Raw genomic sequence first — 18103 nt, 5'->3', positions numbered from 1 at the left:
AACGCCGTGCACCCAAGTTCGACATACAACCACCTGCGTTACGTCAGTCGTTAGCTCAGACCAGGCAACCTTGCGGCACATAAAAGGCACTGCTTAATGCTGCTTCCTTCCGGACCTGACATGGTTCACAGGCTTCCATTGCGCAAGACCCAATCGTCAACACCACTTGCTGGCGGCAGACCAGACAGGTATAGGCCTCAATTTGGGAATTCAACCCCGCTAGAGCGGATTGCGGGTTACAGGGCGCCGCTATCTCCCCGTCTAGCACGGCAAATTTGCTACCAAAATGAATGAACCCTGATTTAAAAGGCTCAAACATTAGTTTATCTTTTTTAGTTAAAAAGTGCAAGTAAAATCGCGCGTTCTAGTAAAAATCAACCTTGCGACTGATAAATTTAGGCACGCTAAAATCGCCAAGGAAAACCAAAAGATAATCTGGCTTGCAAAAGCAAGCCAGATTATCTTAAAAATCATACTAAATAGATGCTTACGAGTGTCGCGATAAGCGTTCCGAGTAGACAAATGCCAACTAGAACGAGGGCGATCCATACAATTTTTTTGTTCATCATAAAAACCCCTTTTTTCTTTATTACTGAACTATTCCCCTGAAATTTTATTTTGTAACATTTTTTTGCCAATCAATTAGTTGTTTGTTGATTCCGGTTAGCTGTACGGTCGCTAGTTCGAAGATTTTATGGAGTTCTGCATATGCTTTTGCGCGCTCCACATTCGGCCTGTAAACGGCTTTTATAGCTGGCTTTTTGGGTAACGTAAAACTAGCCCGCCTGCCAAGGGATTTCATTGCGAGTAGCGCGGCGCCGAGGCTTGAACCCTCGATTGTGTGGGTTACGCGTACTTCGCGATTTAAAATGTCCGCGAGCAAGCTGCACCAAAACGTGTGCGCGGCGATACCGCCTGAAACATACACCACATCCCCTTTTTCCCCCATAGAGGAATAAACGCTCGCCAAATTTAGCGCAACGCCTTCGATGGCTGCGCGGAGGAATTCAGGCGGCGTGTGGTTGATGGTGATGCCCAAAAAGGCCGCGCGAATATCACTTGTCCAGTAAGGTGCGCGTTCCCCGAGCAAATACGGCAGAAACAAAAGTCCATTAGACCCTAGTGGCACTTCGGCTGCGTTTTGCATGAGCTTCACGTAATCACGATTTTCACGCACATCTTGGGGCGCAAACTGCTCCATCGCCCATTCGATGGCCTTGCCGCCGTTGTTCACAGCGCCACCTTGAATGAAAAGGCCGTCTGTTAGGCGGTAACAAAACGTGCGGCTTCTGCCGTCTGTTTGGAAGGTCGTGGTCGTTTTGCGGACGGCGCCGCTTGTACCTACTGTTACGGTAACATCATTCGGAGCTGTCGCTTGGAGGCCTAAATTTGCAAGGGCTCCGTCGCTTGCGCCGACGACAAAAATGATGCCCGGGGCAATGCCCATTTCGCTTGCGAGTTCGGTGCTGAGGCCGCTCAGTTGGTGCAGTTCGGAGACAACGGTCGGGAGTTTGTTTTGCGAGAGCTGCGCGATTTCAAGCGCCGATTTTTCATAGCAGCCGGCTTTCGTGTTGTAGAGCCCGGAAGCGGACGCGAGCGACGCATCAATTAGCCATTTGCCGAACATTTTGTATAAAACATAGCTCTTAATTCCGCACGCCATGTGCATGGCCGCCATTTTTTCGGGTGCCGTTTCGGAAAGCCATATCAATTTTGCGAACGGACTCATTGGGTGAATCGGCGTGCCAGTTTTTTCGTAAATGCCTTCGAGATAGTAATGGCGTTTGGCCGTTTCAAGCGCCGCACTGCTACGGCTGTCCGCCCAAGTGATGCAATTTGTGAGCGGCGAACCGGTTTTGTCGACCAAAATCAAACTGTGCATCGCCGCACTGAATGAGATGGCGGCAAGTTCATCTTGCCCAATCCGACTCGCCGACATGACCATCCAAATGGCCTTTTTGACGGCCTCAAAGATTTCATCGGGGTTTTGCTCGGCCTTGCCCGAAACGTCGGTCGCCAAATTGTAATGCACTGCATAGCGCGTCACTTGGCTCCCGTTTTCATCAAAAAGAACCGCCTTTGTACTTGTCGTGCCAATATCAACGCCCATAAAAAACTCGCTCATTTTATCCCTCTTTTACAACTGAATTGGTCGGTCCAGCTCGTACAAACGTTTGTAGCGCGGCGCAGAAGCCATCAGTTCGGCATGTGTGCCTTGCATTAAAATATCGCCGTCTTCTAGGAAAAGCACCGAATTCATTTTCTCGGCGCCAACCAAATGGTGCGTTACCCAAAGTACGGATTTTCCTTCTAGCGTTTCAAAAATCGTTTGCAACAAATCGCGTTCCGTTATTGGGTCGAGGCCAACTGTTGGCTCGTCAAGAATGACGATGGGCGTATTTTGGAGCAAAATTCGAGCAAGCGCAATTCGCTGGCGTTCACCGCCTGAAAAGCGGGCGCCCATTTCGGACATCTGCGTCTTGTAGCCGTTTGGCATACTCATAATAAAATCGTGCATTTGCACTTTTTTAGCCGCCTCATAAACCTCTTCATCTGTGGCATTTTGATTGCCAAGACGAATGTTGTTGAAAACCGTTGTGCTAAAAAGGTGCGCTTTTTGATTGAGCATCGCCACAACTTCTGGGATTTGTGGTCCGAGGTCAGCTGGGCTTGCGCCATTCATTGTGACTGCTCCAGCATTTGGCACGAGCGCGCCTTGAATTAGTTTTAGGAAAGTTGATTTTCCTGTGCCGCTTCGGCCGATAATCGCCACTTTTTCGCCTTGTCGCAGTTCAAAATTAAAGTTTTTCAGCACAAAAGGGCTTTTTTCATTGTATTGAAACGAAAGATTTTCTGCCCGTAGCGTTACGTCCACCGTTTCGATTTGCGCTTTTTGCTCGATTTCCGCGTCGAAGTCAGGTAGCGTCGTGTCTTCGATTTTATCCAGCCGCAGAAGCGAATCTTGATACAGCGACTTGTCGCTTACGGCACTTGATACGGGCACAAAAGCCTCACCAAGCGACATGATAGCGAGTGTAAACGCGGCAATTAGCGTGCCTGAAATGGCGCCATTGCTCACTTCATTTGTGCTCCAATAGACCATTAAAATGACCATCACACCAACAATTAGCTGGCTAAAAAAGTCGCGCCAATTGACGAAATGAAATTGCTTCGTCTCCACTTTCAAAAGTGCCGCTTCGTCCTTTTCATACCCCTCAATTAAACGCTTCTCGCGTCCGCTAAACATCCAGTCGCTAAGACCAAAAACCGCATCTGTAAACTGGCTGTATAGCCGATTTCGCCCTTGCTTTAAATAGGCATTTTTCCCGCGCGCATACAAAATAGAAACGCCAGGTAGTACGAACACAAGCAAACCTATTAAAACTAAAATTAAAATCGCAAACGGAATCGAAAAGTAGCCGAGCGCAATGACAACGCCAGCATATAAAAACAAACTAATGACAGCCGGCAGCATCGTCGTCAAATAGAAATTTTGAATGTGTTCAATATCATCTGCGAGCATGCCTAATATATCACCCGTCCGGTAGCGGGATTTAAGAAGTAGCGCCTGAGGTTCTAAAAGTCGATACAATCTGACGCGCATTTTTTCCAAAATCCGAAGCACTAACGAATGGCTGTTTAGCCGTTCGACATATTTGGAAACTGAGCGTAAAATTCCGAAAGCCCGCACGCCAACGCTTGCAACGTACACGGCCATAATCGATTCCGGCATGAGCGACGATTTCGAGATGAGGTGCCCAGACGTGAACATGAGCGCTGCCCCCGCCGAAAATGTTAGCACGCCGAGGAAAATAACGACTAAAAAGAGGCCAAAATTCTGCTTAATATAAGGGCCAATCCAACTGTTTTTTAGCATTAAATCTCCTCCAATTGGGCTTTAATTAGGTCATAGTAGAACCCTTTTTTTGAAACAAGTTCAGCGTGCGTCCCCGTTTCAACAATCGCCCCTTTGTCTAAAACGATAATTTGATCCATTTCGAGCATCCAGTGCAGGCGATGCGTTGCAAAAAAGACGAGCCGATTTTCGAACAAATCAAGCATCGGCTGTTTCAACTCATACTCCGTTTCGATATCCAGATGCGCAGTGGGCTCATCCATGAGCACGATTTGCCGGTCAGATAAAAACGCGCGCGCTAGCGCAATTCGCTGTTCCTGACCGCCACTTAGCGTTCGCCCAGCTTCCCCAACAACCGTTTCATATCCCTCATCTAAATCTTCAATGAACGCGTTTAGTCCAGCCGCTTTTGCCGCTGATTTCACCGCATCATCTGCTGATTCTGGATGATAAAATTTGATGTTGCCAGCAATTGTGTCGTGGAACAAATACGGGTGCTGCGGAATATACGTCACTTGTTTCTGCCACGCATAATTGTGTAGCTTAACCGCGGTGCCATCAATTTGGATTTCGCCAGTTGTTGGTGCTAGAAAGCCGCTTAAAACGTCGATCATTGTAGATTTCCCAGCGCCAGTTGCTCCGATAATGCCAATTTTTTGCAAACCAGAAACGCCAAAATCAGCTTGGGCTAGCGATTCCTGATGCCCATCCGCATAATTAACCGTGATGCCTGCTAAATTCAGCACAGAATCATTTGTGTACGCAGGCGCAGCCGTTCCTGCATTTTTTTCTTGCTGTGCTTTTCCTTCATCAATAATGGCTTGAATAACGCGCCCCGCCTCTTGTCCGTCGAGCGTTGCATGATAATCGGACCCTAGCTCACGGACGGGTAGGAAGTATTCGGGTGCTAAAACTAAAATTGTGAGTGCCGGGCCTAGTAAGATTAAGCCGTCAATTAAGCCGAGCCCTAAGAATAGCGCCACGACAGCGATAGAGAGCATTGTGAAGAAATCGAGTGCAAACGAAGATAAGAAGGCTACGCGTAGTGTCCTCATCGTTGCTTTTCGGTAGCTTGAGCTTGTGTCCGCAATGCTTCTTTCGTGACTATGGCTTAAACCTAGATACTTCAAGGTTTCAAGCCCTTTTAGCGAGTCAACAAAGTGGTTGGATAAAATCCGGTACGACTCAAATTGCGAGTCGGCTTGTTTCTTTGCTGCAAGGCCTAAGATTATTAGGAATAAAATTAAAACAGGGAATGTAATGGCCAAAATTAGAGCGGACTTGCCGTCTTGTGTCAGCACATAAATCCAAATCATCACAGGAATAATCGCCATGTTGATAAACTTCGGCAAGAACAGCTCAATAAAACGCCTGAAGTCCTGTACGCCTTCCATGACCATCGTAACGACTTTTCCTGTTCCTTCTTCGCGCGTAAAACGCGGACCGAGGACGAATAAATTTTCAAGCAATTCTTCGCGCATCTTTTTCCCTGTATCAGAGGCGAACTTATAAACAATCGCTTTTTTCCATACATTTAAAAAATGGCGTACAAAAAGTGCTCCCGCGAAGAAAGCCATTTGTAACGCCACAGTAGACAAGGATGCACCATTAAAGAGCTTTGTAATCGCGCCTGACAGCATGCTTGCCATGACGATAATTGCCGCGCCTTGAACTATCGTCAACGCGGCAAGAATCGCAAGTATTTTTTTTATACCTTTATATTTAAAAATGTCTCTTCCCATTAATACGTCATTTTCTCCTTACTCGAAACGCGTTTACGGAAAACGTAGTAACTCCAAATTTGATAGCCGAGTACAAACGGTAATAGTGTTACCGATACAATGGTCATAACTGTTAAGGAGTAATGTCCCGAAGCTGCGTTATGAATGGTTAAGTCAAATGCAGAGTCAATTGAGCTAATCATAACACGAGGGAATAGCCCTACGAAAATGGTTGCAACTGTTAATGCTAAACCTAAGCCGCCAAATGTAAATGCAAATCCATCGCGATTTTTCCATAGGAAGAATGCGCATAGTAAGTACATCACTACTACGATACCAATTAAAGTTGGCACGAGAATTGGACGGGCTTGGAAAATATCTGTGTAAAAGAATGCTAGAACTACAAACACTACTAAAACAGGCACGGTGATGAACCAAACGCGTTTAGCCATGCGACGTGCGCGGTCTTGAATATCATCTTCCGTACGAAGCGTGATAAACATTAAGCCATGAAGTAGGCAAAGCATTGTAACGGTTAAGCCTCCCCAAACGGAGAAGACCGTAATGTAATCAAAGAATCCTGCATACATATCCATTTCGCTATTAATTGGCATACCTTGTACAAGACTTGAAAATAGGACACCTAGCAAGAACGGCGGTAAAATACTACCGAAAAAGATAACCCAATCCCAAAACTGACGCCAAGCGGCAGAATCTTTTTGACCACGGAATTCAAATGAAACACCGCGACCGATTAAAGCAAGCAAGAACACAACGAGCGGAATGTAGTAACCGCTGAACATCGTTGCATACCAGTTTGGAAATGCGGCAAAAATGGCACCGCCAGCTGTAAGTAGCCACACTTCATTGGCATCCCAAAACGGACCAATTGTGTTCACTAACACGCGGCGCTCCAAATCATTGCGCGCCATGAAACGTGTAGACATCCCTACACCAAAGTCAAATCCTTCTAGGAAGAAGAAACCGACAAATAATACTGCGACAAGTAAAAACCATAACTCATTCAGTGACAATTTTGTCGCCCCCTTTATCAAATGGATCAACAGAAGTAGTCTCTACTTTATTTTCACCATAAGGTCCTTTTTTGATTTCGCGAATAAATAAATAGACGAGCACGATTAACAGTAACGCGTAAATCGTTGAAAACGCGATTATCGAGAACAGTAGCGAGCCTGCCGATACGTTCGGCGACACGGCATCTGCCGTTTGTTGGTAACCAAATACTACCCACGGTTGCCGTCCAATTTCTGTCATAATCCAACCCATTGAGTTGGCGATGAATGGGAATAAAATCATTGGTACCATTAAACGTAAATACCATTTTGTGTTCTCAAGATTTTTACGCCAAGCAAGCACCGCACCAATTAGTGCTGTTAAAATCATTACCATGCCGGCTAATACCATGATACGGAAACTCCAGAATGAAGTTCGTACTGGCGGAATATAATCTCCCGGGCCATATTGTTCCTCGTATTGTTTTTGAAGCGAGTTCATGCCTTCTACGGAACCACTAAAGGTCGAATAAGACAAGAAGCTTAGCGCATACGGGATTTCAATTGACCACGTATTTTTTTTGTTATCGACATCGATGCCGGCAATCATCGTCCAAGGTGCTGGGTCGGCAGTATCCTCCCATATACCTTCAGTTGCCGCCATTTTCATCGGCTGCGTTTTAACCAAATATTGGGCTTGTGAGTGTCCGCTGAAAGCTGTTCCAAAACCGCCAATAACTGCGATTACGAGTGCAATTTGGAAAGAGCGCTTGAAGAAAGCCACATCTTGCTTTTTAAGCATTTTGTATGCACTGACACCTGCAACGAAAAACGCACCTGTTGCGAAAGCACCGAAAATAACGTGCGGAAACTCAACTAGTAGCTGGCCGTTTGTAATAAGCGCCCAGAAATCGTTCATTTCGGCACGACCATTTTTAAATTCAAAGCCGACTGGGTGTTGCATAAATGAGTTGGCTGCTAGAATCCAAAAACTTGAAAGAATCGTTCCAATTGATACGAGCCAAATACACGCTAAATGTAATTTTTTGCTGAGGCGATCCCAACCAAAAATCCATAAACCGATAAATGTCGACTCCATGAAGAATGCAAGTAAGGCTTCAATAGCTAGTGGTGCTCCGAAAACGTCCCCTACAAAACGGGAGTAGTCGGACCAGTTCATTCCGAATTGGAATTCCTGAATAATACCAGTTACGACACCGACTGCAAAGTTAATGAGGAATAAATGTCCCCAAAACTTTGTCATTCTTTTATAAACTTCTTTCCCTTTCACTACGTATAGCGTTTGCATGAGCGCAACCATAAAGACTAAGCCAATGGATAGCGGCACAAATAAAAAGTGAAAGATTGTTGTTGATGCGAACTGAAAGCGGGCTAAAAACAATGTATCCACCCTTTTTCCCTCCTTTTTCTGCGTTTTAATTCTTTTTACGTTCTCCCTTAACCGAGTTTGTGAAAAACAATCTAAACAAGCACCATTAGTTGTTATTTCATTCACAAAGATATGTAAAATAAAAAAATTCGTCATTTCTCTTTTTCGGCTAAAGCAGAGTTTTCTAAATTAGAATAAGTTCTATATACAGTATATTTTATCCTATTTCGGCTTAAATTCATTTAGTTCTTTAGTAGTCTTTTTTTTATTTTTCATTTTAATAAGAAATCAGCTTGTAAAGTATTGAACTCACTGTACCTTTGTTTTTGTTATTTTATTCACAAAAAGTTTCAAACAGACATTTTAGTCTAAATTGGTAGAAAAGAACTACTAGACTAACTCGGTTTCTCGGTTTTCTTGCGCTTTCTTAATTCCCGAAAAAAGTCCGTTAAAAGGGCGCCTGTTTCTTCTTCCAAAAGGCCGCTTTCTACTTCACAGACATGATTAAAGCGCTCATCTTGCAAGAGATTCATTAAAGTTCCAGCCGTTCCCGCTTTCGGATCTTTGGCGCCGTAATACACTTTCGCAATTCGGGAAAGCAAAATGGCACCACTACACATTGGGCACGGTTCAAGCGTTACAAATAATTCGGCACCGGCGAGTCGCCAAGATTTTTGATTATGGCAAGCGTCTTGAATGGCCATCATTTCGGCGTGCGTCACAGCGTTTTGACTGGATTCTCGCAAATTATGCCCACGACCGATGATTTTTCCGTCTAGCACGACTACTGCTCCAATTGGGACTTCGCCAATTGCACCTGCCTTTTTCGCTTCATTGATCGCTTCGTGCATAAACCCGTTTTTATCCAAAACCGCACCTTCTTTCTAGTTTTAGTGAAAATGACCCCGGCGATGGCCAGAGTCATTTTCGCGTTCTATTTTATATCTGACGTCGAAACCTTATAATCTACTTTCGCAGGATTCGGGATTTTGAAATCTTCGCTTGGTTCATAGAAGCGCAACAAGTCACGTTGCATGATGTCGTCGGAAATCCGCAGCGCTGTTTCGGCGTAATGTTTTCTTTCCGTCACACGACTATTTTCTTCATTTGTTAGCTCTTCAACTGGTTCGCCTGTCTGCGTCAGGTAAACGGTGGAACCGATTTGAGCGAACTCGGAAGTAATCACATCGCCATTCCGGAATACAACTGTATCAGTTGGCTTATCGGAAAGCAGGCTATTTCCAAGTTGCAAGTATTTCGAGCCGTCGATGCCAAGTAAATGCTGAACAGTTGGTTGCACATCAATTTGCCCCGCTTGCGTTGTAATTTCTTTCCCCTTGATGCCAGGCGCGTGGATGATAAACGGCACGCGTTGCAACTGCGCTTTATCAAACTCGGTTAGTTCTTCTTTTCCAAGAAGCGGTGCAAGCGTATCTAGGCGTGATTTCGAAATACCGTAGTGGTCGCCGTAAAGAACGAAAATCGTATTTTCATACAAGCCTTCTTTCTTCAAAGCGTCGAAAAATTCCTTAATCGCCTCGTCTGCATAATGCGCTGTTGAAAAATAATTATTAATTGTTTCATCTTTGGTTCCAGGATTCGCGAATTCCACGTCTTCTTCAAAAACAGGATACGGGAAATGGTTGGAAACCGTAATGAATTTTGTTTGGAATGGCTGTGGCAATTGCTTCAGCATTTCCATGGACTGCTCATAAAACGGCTTGTCTTTTAGACCGTAGTCCGTTGAGTTCGCCTTGGTCAAATCATAGTAGCTAGAATCAAAGAAATAATCATAGCCAAAACGCTTGTAGGCATTATTGCGGTTCCAAAACGAGCCAATGTTCCCGTGAAACGCTGCCGACGTGTAACCTTGTTCATTCTTCAAAATTGCCGGCCCCGCCTGAAATTCATTCGTGCCGCCGTAAGTCGAAAATGCTGACCCTTGCGGAAGTCCAAATAGCGAATTCTCAATAAGGTTTTCCGCATCACTAGATTTTCCTTGCCCCGTTTGATGGTAGAAGTTGCTAAAACTAAACGAGTTTTCACTATTATAAAGTTGATTTAAGAACGGTGTTACCTCTTCGCCGTCCAATTTGTAATTGATCAAAAATTGTTGAATGCTTTCTAAATGCAAGTAGACCACATTCCGTTTTTTCGCAACCCCAAAGTACTCATTGTCTGTACTCGTGCGGTTCGTATTCACAAAGTTCTCCGCCTCAGCCGTGTCCGAGCTTTCCGCTTGAACGCGCTTCTGCTGCGTTTTCATGTGCTTCACGCCGTCATAAGCCGTAAACGTGTTGACGCCCAAATATTTGACTAGATAACGCTGATCAAATGTCCGCGTAAGCAGTTGCGGGCGGTCGATCTCCGCCAGCGTAATATTTAAAAGAAGCATTCCTAGGCCTAAAACAACAGGAATAAGTTGAAACTTAAAAGCACGACGCTTTTCCGCATATGGCTTCCCGTATTTTATTAGCGCAAACGTAATGAATGCAAAATCGAGCCAATAAAGAATATCATGCCATTTTAGTAGGGCGAATGCGCTCCCGTTAAGGCCTTCCGAAACATTTCCAACATTCGTCATCAAATTAACCGACAAGAAGTCGCTAAACTCGCGGTAATAAAGCACGTTCGCATAAAGTAGCATGGAAAGTGCAAAATAAACAATAATGGCAATCGTTGTCCGAAGCTTTCGATTTGGAATCAAAAAGACTAAACTAAATATAATGAGTGCCATCGCAATTGGATTAATCAGTAATAAGAAAATTTGAAATGCGCCTTCAACGCCTAAATTAAATTCCATAAAATAAACAATTTCCGTCTTTAGCCAAAACAGAAAAACAGTTAGTAACAGTAATCGATTTGAAAGTAAATTCTTCATCGTCATCTCCTCATAAAAAAATTCGAGTTATGTTCATGCTATCATGTTTTATGAGGCATGTAAAATAGAAACTGGTCAATCAATATTTAAAAACCCGTACTTCGCTAATACTTTTTGCCCTGCATCAGACGCCATATAATCTAAAAACTTCGCCACCTGATCTGGCTCGTCAGCATCTTTCAACACGCCCGAATAATAGCCAATTTGTGAATGCAAATCGTCCGGCACAGCCTGCAAAACTTTTACATCTTTACTGATTAAAGCATCCGTTTTATAAACGAAACCCGCTTGCGCGTTGCCAGATGCGACGTAAGCAAGCGTTTGGCGAACGTCAGATGCGAGGACAAGTTCCTCTTTCAGTGCATCGTAAACGCCTAGATTTTCCATCGTTTCCTCTGCATATTTCCCAGCAGGAACAGATTCCGGATTACCGATTGCGATTTTATCAAAAGTTGGCAACAATTTCGCGATATCTTTCGTATTCGTTTCCACCGCATTTTTGCTCGGCACAATTAAAACGAGTGTATTTTTGGCAAACTGTTGTTTATCGGTTGTTTGCGCCTTTAAATCATCCATATCTTTTTCGCTCGCAAGTAACACGCCATCAATTGGTGCCCCGTTTTTTACGCGCTCTTTGATTTGGCCAGATCCAGCAAAATCAAACGTTAGCTTTACATTTTTATGCGCCTTCTCATAATCCGTTTTCACATCTTCCATCACATCTTTTAAGCTGGCCGCAACGGAAATGTGCAGTTCAATTGGCTTTTCGCTAGCCGTTCCAGCTTGGTTGCTGCAGCCTGCAAGCACGAATAAGACCGCGAAAAACAAAATGCTTACTTTTTTCATCAAACTACTCCTTTTTATTTCGCTCTTTTTGAATATGTCTAATCTTTTTTCGAATGTTGCGCCAGTCGCGCTCGCTAGGGAAATAGTTAACTTCTACCGTCGGAATTCCGTCATACTGCGCCGCTGCAAAATCGGCAAGAACAAAATCAATCTGGTTCGCTCGCAAATGTTCGGCCACGATATCCGGTTCCGTCATTTCAAAAAGCTCCACCTGATCTTGAAACCTCGAAGCGATAATGCTTTTCAAAAAGCGCGTGTTGCTCACACTTAACTGCGAAGAAACCAAAATGCGCACCGGCTCGATTTCTTTACGCTGCGCAAAAACCAAGCCTTCCCAAAGCGTTCCTAGGAAGAAAATAACCGTTTCGGCTTTCACACGAGAATCAGCAACATCTTTGACCGCCTTTCGAACAGCCTCGCAAAAACTTGGAAACTCCTCTTCTAAAACGCCCGTCACATACCCCCGTTTTGATACAATAAAGCTATCAAACTCTACAAATTGCTCCAAATAAAGCAAATAACTCAAAAGCTGTAGCAAAATCTCATTTTTATTGCTCGGGTAAGGATGCCCGTAATAAACCACAATATTTTCCAAAATCGCCTCGCTCTGGACTAATTTCTCCGGCGCATGTTGCGCAAAAAAACTAAGCGACGCCTCAATATTCGCCTTCCGCTCATAGCCCAGCCCCTGCAACTGAAGCAACTTAATGCCGTAGCGCTCGCCCTCTGTTAGCACGATTCCCGTATCCTTCTCAAGCTGTTTAAAGCTATTTTTCAGGTCAGCCTCATGCTCATAAAACGGAATCGCAATTTCTGCCATATCAATGAAATACCCTTGCCTTATCCGTTCGATGCACACTTGCAGCCAAAAAAATCGTTCCTGCCGCTGCGGATAAACAAAACGGTAACCCACACAAGCTTCATGTGTGCTGATGTAGCGATCAAGCGCCTCCCTGTCATCCGCTTTAAATGGCCAACGCTCCAAACCGAAAGTTGTGTAATAGAGCTGCGAAAAAAAGTAGCGAACTTGCGCCTCATTCCCCGTGATGTACACCGGATTGATATTAAGTTCCACGCCGTAAATTTCCATTTTCTTTCGAATCCGATGAATCAACCGGTACAGCGAAGAAGGACTCGTAAACAATTCGTCTGCCCATTCTTCAACCGTCCAATTTTGAGTATAAAAACAGCCAAGCAAAAGTTTTATAGAAAGACTCCGTTGCATAAAATATTGATATAATTTATCGACATGCGCATTTTCAGGTGTTTGAATTTGAATACCTAATTTCCGAGATGTGAAAAGCGTCCATTCGTCCATTAAGTCGTTTTGAATCGCGGCAATGTCATTGTTTAACGTGCGTTTCGAACAATCCAATTGTTCAGCTAAATCCTCTAATTTGTACCACCGATTGTCAGCAATAAGAATTTCTAGAAGCTCCATTCTCCTTCTGGTACTTTTTTCGAGTAAAGTTCGCATGACACTGCCCCCATTATCGTATTTTCGTTCACCATTATTATATCATCTTAGACTAACCCAAAACATTATTTTCCACTAAAACAAAAAGACAAGATGCGAACAACTTGTCTTTTCAATAAACTTTATAAGATTGGCCTGTTTGAGCACCGTGAACACTCTTTTCAAAAGCACGCGCCACCCGGTCAGCAGGAACTGGAACGAAGCCTTCAAAAAACGGCTCCAAATTTTCAAACGACTCGAGAAGCACATTTGGGCTCACTGTATTAATCCGAATTCCCCGCGGCATTTCAATCGCAGCTGACTTTGCAAAGGCGGTAACCGCCCCGTTCGCCATCGCAGCCGAAGCACCTTGCCTAATTGGATCCTCCATCATAATTCCCGTTGTCAGTGTGAAACTTCCACCATCATTAATATAATCAAGCCCTAGTAAAACGAGGTTGATTTGTCCCCCAAGCTTACTCCGCAATGTTTGTTCATTTTTTTCAGGCGTTAGTTCCGTTAGCGGCGAAAAAACAGCGCTTCCCGTTGCACTTACAACCGCATCGACTTTCCCAATTTGATTGTACATCTCGCGAATGCTGTCCGGGTCCGTAATATCAACATGAATTTCCCCGCTATGTCGCCCAGCCGTAATAACGTCATTTTTCTTTGAAAGCCGATTAAAAACCGCTTTTCCGAGCGTTCCATAGGCACCAATTAGTAGCACTTTCATAAAAACACCTCATTTCAAATGATACGACCAGTATAACACCTCTCATGCTTAAAGGTTTATTTTTTGTTTTTCTCACCCGCATTCGATTGGAAAATATCCACCAAACTTTTAAGCACACGCGGAACTTTCACGCCCATTTGAACGAAATTTTCCAAAATCGAGATTAATTCATTAGCGAGGTAGAAAAAAATAACCGCATCACGAACTAAGTTTTTATTCCCAGTAACAAGGTCCGCCTGATGTGCAATCGCCACTAAAATGAAAATCGCTAATTTGCGCGCGATACCTTGAAAGCCCACTCTACTTCGCAAGTTCCCTCGAAAACCGGCTGTAAGTAGGCCTGCCACATAATCGGCCACGGTGAAGATAAGTAAAACTTGAATCAAAACACTCCCACCTCCGAAGAAGAACGCCACAACTTGAGGAATATTTTGAACTAAATAATCCATAAACATCCTTCTTTCTGTACGCAAAAATGCCATTTGTTTTTCAGCTCAAGCAATACTTTTTCTGAAGGTCAAATGACATTTTTAATCTATTTAAATCTACTATAGTAGAATACTTAACGCAGCTTTTTAAGTCATCAGCGAAATTGGACTTTGCTTAAACGCTTCTTGCAATGAGCCCTGCCGATTTCTTCCATAAATAAAACGTTCGTCTGGAAACCCCTATTTCCTCATAAATCTGCTTATCCGTTTGAACGTGCTTTCGCACCAAGTACTCTTCAGATGAAAAAAGCAACATTTTTTGATCTGCTGTCAAAAAACCTTTCTTGCTATCACCAAGCGCTTCCAAATATTCCAACTCGCACAAGAGCTTCTGTCTATCACGCTCATTTAAATGTTCCTCCAAACGATAAATAATCGCTCGTTGTCGCTTTTTTAATTCCGCGCGTTCCATTCAAATCACCTCTTTGTCACCATTTCGGTGCTTTTTAGTTTAAAAAAAGTGTGTTCTTGCCTGATAAATTTATTATAGCACCATTTTGGTTACATGTAAACAAATTGATGCATTTTAACATATAAAGTTTCCAAAAAGGTTACAAAAGTGGTACACTGTAAACAATCATAAAGCAAGGAGCAAAGGAGCCATGGAATTAAATAAATATGTTGGAAATAAAATCAAACAATTTCGCGAAGAAAAAGGGCTAAGCCAAGAAGGGCTTGCCAAACGCTTAAATACAACAAGACAAACCATTAGCCGTTATGAAAACGGTGAAAGAAAGGCCAATCAAGACGTCTTATTCGAACTTGCCAAGATTTTCAATCAAACAATAGATGCTTTCTTCCCTCCAAGAAGTCAAGAGGCAAAAGATGAGCGCTTAATGACGATTGCAGCTCATTTAGATGATGACGTCACTGACGAGGAATTGCGAGATATTCTTGCTTACATTGAAATGAAAAAACAACTTCATCGCGGGAAGTGAAAATATGTTTGAAGAATTGGTGAATGATTATCAAAACAAAGTAACCATAAAAGAAGAAAAAATGCCTAGCAAATTGCCAGGCTTATATATTAACGGGACCATTTTAATCGACAGTCAAAAAACAGATACCGAAAAGCGCTGTCTTCTAATTGAAGAACTTATGCACTGGAAATACACATATGGCAATATTATCAATCAAAAAGAAATGGCAAATCGCAAACAAGAAATTTTCGCTAGAAGACGCGGATATGAGGAACTCGTTCCACTTGAAGATATTATTCGTTGCTTTTACAATGGTTTTAGAGAATATTTCGAAGTAGCCGAACACCTAGGCGTGACGGAAGAATTCTTAATTCAGACGGTTGCTTTTTACCGAGAAAAATACGGTCCAATGTATAACTACAAAAATTACTTTATTAATTTCGGTAATACGATTGATGTTTACCGCAAATACTAACGCCCGCTTAATCAACTTCTTGTAGTAACATGCAGCACCATCGAAAGGATATTTTTATGAAAAGGCCCAGCCACGATGAAATAAAGTTCACCTTAATTTTTATAGCTGATCCAAGCTTTAATATTTTCATACTTCAAGATGAGTTTTTCATGCGAAATCCGCAATATAAATTAACATTAACCACCTTTTTCTATACCGTCTTCTGGCTTGAAGCAAACGACTACATTTTGCGCCAAACAAAAAGCCGTTTAAACGAAAAACGGTACAAACTCACTGAAAAAGGAACCTCACTCTTACAAAGTTTCGGCCAAATGGAGGGCTTAAAAGATGAGTAAAGAAAAACTAGACTTACTTCGACAGATTGCTTACAAGTACTATATTGAAGAAAAAAGTCAAGAAACGATTGGACGTGAACTCGATATTTACCGGACGAGCGTCAGTCGTATGCTTAAACAAGCAAAAGCCTCCGGAATTGTGGAAATTAAAATTCATGATTTTGATGAGCAGATTTACGAACTTGAAACGGCGCTCCAAGAAACTTTCAACTTGAAACACGTTCGCATCGCCCGAACCGAACCCCATTTTTCAAGTAAAGAAAAAGATGAAAACCTCGCACAAATTGCATCCCTCTCTATAAAAAACATGATCAAGCCACACGAAACAGTCGGCGTCGCCTGGGGTGAAACGCTTGGCAATGCTATCGCGCAAATTGATAACCGCCGCAAAACAATGGCCACTTTTGTCCCAATTGTCGGCGGCCCAAGTCATATCCATTCCCGCTTCCACGTCAACACGCTCGTCTACGAACTCGCAAGAAAATTGGGTGGCACAAGTTTATTCGTCAATGCAACAGTTGTGCAAGAAACAGCGGAACTAAAAAACGGCATTGTTCACTCACAATATTTTCAGGAATTAAAATCCAAATGGGCAAAACTAGATGTCGCCCTCGTCGGAATCGGCGGACTTTTATCTGAGAAAACGAGCAAATGGCGTGACCTTTTATCACCAGAAGATTACGCAGAGTTACGCCTTCGCGAAGCGTGCGGGGACTCATGTTGCAATTTTTTCGATAAGGACGGCAAAGTTTTACACGGTCCACTATATGAACGCACCATCAGCATCGGCCTCGAAAATTTAAGCGCCGTCCCAACTGTTCTCGGAGTTGCTCGGTCAAAACGCAAAAGTCGGGCTATTTACGCGATGCTAAAAAAAGGCTACATCAATGCTCTTGTAACCGATGATGAAACGGCTAAGCTAATTTTGAAACATGCAAAAAGCTAGTCTGCACAAATGTGCAAACTAGCTTTTTTGGCGTTACAACTCGCTTGGTTTCGTCCGCTTTTTACCCCAAAACAGCAAAGAACTTATTTTTTTCTAGCTTATTTTTGCTAAAATGAGGGCAAAAGGAGTGATTTTAATGGAATTTATGCTCGATACTGCTAATTTAGAAATTATTAAGCGCTATGCAGGAAATTTACCCCTCGCTGGCGTCACTTCCAACCCTTCTATTATAAAAAAAGAGGGCAAGCTTGAGTTTTTCACGCACATGAAGGAAATCCGAAGCTCCCTTGACCCAACTGCCTCCCTACACGTCCAAGTTGTCGCCACCGACTACGCCGGAATGATGCGCGACGCAGAAGCCATTTTGCGCCATATCGACGACCAAGTTTTCATTAAAGTCCCCGTCACCGAAATTGGTTTACGCGTCATCAAAGAATTGCGCGCCAAAAAAATAAATGTAACGGCCACGGCCATTTATTCGAAAATCCAAGCCTATTTAGCGATTTCGGCAGAAGCCAATTATATTGCGCCGTATTTCAACCGCATGGAAAACCTGAACATCAATCCGCGCGACGCCATTTTGGAAATGAGCACAGCAATTGAGCGGTCGGGAAGTAACACTAAGATTTTAGGCGCTAGTTTTAAAAATGTCGGCCAAGTGAATTCAGCCCTAGAATGTGGTGCCCATGCAGTAACACTAGGCGCGGATATTTTTAAACAAGCGTTTGAAATGCCTTCGATTGAAAAAGCCGTGCACGATTTCACGAGCGACTGGGAAGCTGTTTTTGGCGCTGGACATGTTGTCGCGAAATTTTAAGGTAGTAGAGAAGAATAACCGCCTTCTGAGATTTTTGCAAAAAAATAAGACCGCGAGTCCTGTCTTCCAAACGTTCGAAAACGCCGACAGTACTCCGGTCTTGTGGGTTTGGCACCCAATGGGTTATGAGGGGTTCGAACCCCCGACCCGCTGATTAAGAGTCAGCTGCTCTACCAACTGAGCTAATAACCCGATTGACTCAACGTTCTAATTCTATCACTTTTTT

At 43.4% G+C, this 18103-nt stretch carries 17 protein-coding genes, 1 tRNA gene and 1 other RNA gene; 5 read left to right on the top strand and 14 right to left on the bottom strand.

What is annotated here, in order from left to right; genetic code table 11:
• Positions 1-4: 4 nt before the first annotated feature.
• The 13 genes from ffs to CFS04_RS08170 form a co-directional block, all read right to left on the bottom strand.
• An RNA gene (gene ffs / locus CFS04_RS08230) (signal recognition particle sRNA large type) lies at positions 5-270 on the bottom strand.
• Between the two features lie 343 nt (positions 271-613).
• Entirely contained in the window at positions 614-2125 is a 1512-nt protein-coding gene (locus tag CFS04_RS08225; protein ID WP_088810162.1) for a gluconokinase, read from the bottom strand.
• 12 nt (positions 2126-2137) lie between these two features.
• Positions 2138-3877 carry a thiol reductant ABC exporter subunit CydC gene (gene cydC, locus CFS04_RS08220; RefSeq protein WP_088810161.1) on the bottom strand — a complete coding sequence of 580 codons (1740 nt, stop codon included), beginning with the start codon at positions 3875-3877 and terminating at the stop codon, positions 2138-2140.
• The gene (gene cydD, locus CFS04_RS08215) at positions 3877-5598 is read right to left on the bottom strand and encodes a thiol reductant ABC exporter subunit CydD (protein ID WP_088810160.1); all 1722 of its coding nucleotides are present in this window, start codon (positions 5596-5598) and stop codon (positions 3877-3879) included. Before cydD ends, cydC begins: the two co-directional genes overlap by 1 nt.
• A complete protein-coding gene (cydB, locus tag CFS04_RS08210; protein ID WP_088810159.1) occupies positions 5598-6611 on the bottom strand; it encodes a cytochrome d ubiquinol oxidase subunit II in 1014 nt (337 codons plus the stop codon). Before cydB ends, cydD begins: the two co-directional genes overlap by 1 nt.
• Complete coding sequence (locus tag CFS04_RS08205) at positions 6598-8001, bottom strand: cytochrome ubiquinol oxidase subunit I (RefSeq protein ID WP_088810158.1); 1404 nt, start codon at positions 7999-8001, stop codon at positions 6598-6600. Before CFS04_RS08205 ends, cydB begins: the two co-directional genes overlap by 14 nt.
• Positions 8002-8375: 374 nt before the next feature.
• The gene (tadA, locus tag CFS04_RS08200; RefSeq protein WP_088810157.1) at positions 8376-8849 is read right to left on the bottom strand and encodes a tRNA adenosine(34) deaminase TadA; all 474 of its coding nucleotides are present in this window, start codon (positions 8847-8849) and stop codon (positions 8376-8378) included.
• A 65-nt stretch (positions 8850-8914) separates the two neighbouring features.
• Positions 8915-10861: an LTA synthase family protein gene (locus CFS04_RS08195; RefSeq protein ID WP_088810156.1), complete on the bottom strand. Its 1947-nt coding sequence runs from the start codon at positions 10859-10861 to the stop codon at positions 8915-8917.
• A gap of 75 nt (positions 10862-10936) precedes the next feature.
• A complete protein-coding gene (gene modA, locus CFS04_RS08190; RefSeq protein ID WP_088810155.1) occupies positions 10937-11707 on the bottom strand; it encodes a molybdate ABC transporter substrate-binding protein in 771 nt (256 codons plus the stop codon).
• Between the two features lie 4 nt (positions 11708-11711).
• Entirely contained in the window at positions 11712-13184 is a 1473-nt protein-coding gene (locus CFS04_RS08185) for a helix-turn-helix domain-containing protein (RefSeq protein WP_088810154.1), read from the bottom strand.
• A gap of 112 nt (positions 13185-13296) precedes the next feature.
• A complete protein-coding gene (locus CFS04_RS08180) occupies positions 13297-13896 on the bottom strand; it encodes a short chain dehydrogenase (protein ID WP_088810153.1) in 600 nt (199 codons plus the stop codon).
• A gap of 56 nt (positions 13897-13952) precedes the next feature.
• Positions 13953-14345, bottom strand: a complete 393-nt coding sequence (locus CFS04_RS08175) for a holin family protein (protein ID WP_088810152.1) — start codon at positions 14343-14345, stop codon at positions 13953-13955.
• A gap of 154 nt (positions 14346-14499) precedes the next feature.
• Positions 14500-14796: a hypothetical protein gene (locus CFS04_RS08170; RefSeq protein WP_088810151.1), complete on the bottom strand. Its 297-nt coding sequence runs from the start codon at positions 14794-14796 to the stop codon at positions 14500-14502.
• 190 nt (positions 14797-14986) lie between these two features.
• Between CFS04_RS08170 and CFS04_RS08165 the strand changes: the two genes are divergently transcribed.
• From CFS04_RS08165 to CFS04_RS08145, 5 genes are all read left to right on the top strand, one after another.
• On the top strand, positions 14987-15322 hold the full coding sequence (locus tag CFS04_RS08165) for a helix-turn-helix transcriptional regulator (protein ID WP_088810150.1): 336 nt from the start codon (positions 14987-14989) through the stop codon (positions 15320-15322).
• 4 nt (positions 15323-15326) lie between these two features.
• Positions 15327-15779: an ImmA/IrrE family metallo-endopeptidase gene (locus CFS04_RS08160; RefSeq protein ID WP_088810149.1), complete on the top strand. Its 453-nt coding sequence runs from the start codon at positions 15327-15329 to the stop codon at positions 15777-15779.
• A gap of 56 nt (positions 15780-15835) precedes the next feature.
• The gene (locus CFS04_RS08155; RefSeq protein ID WP_088810148.1) at positions 15836-16114 is read left to right on the top strand and encodes a DUF3116 family protein; all 279 of its coding nucleotides are present in this window, start codon (positions 15836-15838) and stop codon (positions 16112-16114) included.
• On the top strand, positions 16107-17060 hold the full coding sequence (locus CFS04_RS08150) for a sugar-binding transcriptional regulator (RefSeq protein ID WP_088810147.1): 954 nt from the start codon (positions 16107-16109) through the stop codon (positions 17058-17060). The genes CFS04_RS08155 and CFS04_RS08150 overlap by 8 nt, the downstream gene beginning before the upstream one ends.
• A 136-nt stretch (positions 17061-17196) precedes the next feature.
• Positions 17197-17877, top strand: coding sequence for a fructose-6-phosphate aldolase (locus tag CFS04_RS08145; protein WP_088810146.1), 681 nt, complete (start codon positions 17197-17199; stop codon positions 17875-17877).
• Between the two features lie 119 nt (positions 17878-17996).
• Here CFS04_RS08145 and CFS04_RS08140 read toward each other — a convergent pair.
• Positions 17997-18069, bottom strand: a tRNA-Lys gene (locus CFS04_RS08140).
• Between the last annotated feature and the right edge of the window lie 34 nt (positions 18070-18103).

The organism is Listeria sp. ILCC796 (genome assembly GCF_900186175.1).
Lineage (GTDB): Bacteria > Bacillota > Bacilli > Lactobacillales > Listeriaceae > Listeria > Listeria goaensis.
This window is presented reverse-complemented; position numbering and strand designations above follow the sequence as displayed.